The 1,419-nt window shown below is 68.4% G+C and carries 3 protein-coding genes; 2 read left to right on the top strand and 1 reads right to left on the bottom strand.

Going from position 1 to position 1,419, the window contains the following annotated elements; genetic code table 11:
• Positions 1–305: hypothetical protein (locus G3N93_RS39540; RefSeq protein WP_206135476.1), on the bottom strand; the 305-nt coding region annotated here is incomplete at its 3' end.
• Positions 306–542: 237 nt separating this feature from the next.
• Between G3N93_RS39540 and G3N93_RS39535 the strand changes: the two genes are divergently transcribed.
• Both G3N93_RS39535 and G3N93_RS39530 read left to right on the top strand, forming a co-directional pair.
• Complete coding sequence (locus G3N93_RS39535; protein ID WP_206135475.1) at positions 543–770, top strand: DUF2945 domain-containing protein; 228 nt, start codon at positions 543–545, stop codon at positions 768–770.
• Positions 767–1,354, top strand: coding sequence for a DUF488 family protein (locus tag G3N93_RS39530; RefSeq protein ID WP_206135474.1), 588 nt, complete (start codon positions 767–769; stop codon positions 1,352–1,354). The genes G3N93_RS39535 and G3N93_RS39530 overlap by 4 nt, the downstream gene beginning before the upstream one ends.
• Positions 1,355–1,419: the final 65 nt, after the last annotated feature.

The raw sequence follows: 1,419 nt of genomic DNA, 5'->3' as shown, positions 1-1,419 counted from the left end.
CCGGCCGTGCCGCCCATCGCGTTGCCCGCAGCGGTGCCTGCGCCGCCGCCCAGTGCGCCGCCGACAATCGCGCCCGTGCGTTCGCGTTTGTTCGACGTCACCGCACCACCCGCACCACCACCCACTGCCCCGCCGATCACGGCGCCCGTGCTGCCGCCAACCGCGTTGCCGACCGCAGCGCCGGCAACGCCACCCATCGCGCCGCCCAGTGCGTTGTTCGTGTCGCCTGCCACGGCCGGCAGCGACGCCACCGCCACCGCCACCGCACCGGCCACCACGGCCATCCCCGCCCATTTCTTCAGCATCTGTCTGCCCTCTCCGCGTTGCGAGATATCGATGGGCGAATCTAGCACTTTTTCGGAAAGCCCATCGTAATGAAGGGTTAAATCGGGCAGTGTCCTGGCCGGTGCGCGAGTTTCAGCGGACTGCGTCTTTTTCCGCCAACCGCCGCGGCCGATAATGGACACGCCATTCCTCCCGGCACGACGACACTCGCCGCAAGGATCGACGCACACCGCACCCGCGCAAGGAGGGTCATCTGCATGACGACGCCACTCAGCCTCGGCGACCACGTCCGGTGGAATTCCGAAGCCGGCTACGTGACCGGCACGATCATCGCGGTCCACACCGCGGACTTCGACTACAAGGGCCATCGCCATCGCGCGTCGCCCGACGATCCGCAGTACGAGATCAAGAGCGACCGCACCGACCACATCGCCGCGCATCGCGGCCGCGTGCTCGAGCGCATCGTCGGCAAGGACGACGCATGACGCTCCCGTTCTACACGATCGGCCACTCGAACCGCACGCTCGACGAATTCGTCGGGATGCTCGACGCAGTCGATATCGCGCTGCTCGCGGATATCCGCAAGATGACGCGCTCGCGCACCAACCCCCAGTTCAACGAAGCGACGCTGCCGGACGCGCTGGCCGCCGCCGACATCGCGTACGAACACATCGCCGAACTCGGCGGGCTGCGCGGCAGGTCGCGCAGCGTGCCCGACGACGTCAACGACTTCTGGACCAACCAGAGCTTTCACCGCTATGCCGATTACGCGCTGTCACCCGAGTTTCGCGACGGCCTCGACCGGTTGATCGCACAGGGGCACGAGCAGCGCTGCGCGATCATGTGTTCGGAAGCGGTGTGGTGGCGCTGCCACCGGCGCATCGTGTCCGACTACCTGATCGCGCGCGGCGAAACGGTGCTGCACATCATGGGCCGCCACCGCGTGGAACCCGCGCACCTGACGGCCGGCGCGGTAATCCGGCCCGACGGCACGATCGTCTATCCGGACACCGGGGAGGCTGAGGACGACGCCACGGCGCCGGGGGCAACCGCGCCCCCGAACGCATAGCGCGGCGCCCCGTTCGACTGCACGGCCGGCAGCGCGTCGCGAACATCGTCAGTTCCGCCCCGCCA

Origin of the sequence: Burkholderia sp. Se-20378, from assembly GCF_017104665.1 — a bacterium.
GTDB lineage: Bacteria > Pseudomonadota > Gammaproteobacteria > Burkholderiales > Burkholderiaceae > Burkholderia > Burkholderia lata.
This window is presented reverse-complemented; position numbering and strand designations above follow the sequence as displayed.

Excerpts from the sequence above, each read along its gene's own strand:
- G3N93_RS39535 (WP_206135475.1), top strand. The coding sequence starts at position 543 with ATGACGACGCCACTCAGCCTCGGCGACCACGTCCGGTGGAATTCCGAA.
- G3N93_RS39530 (WP_206135474.1), top strand. The coding sequence starts at position 767 with ATGACGCTCCCGTTCTACACGATCGGCCACTCGAACCGCACGCTCGAC.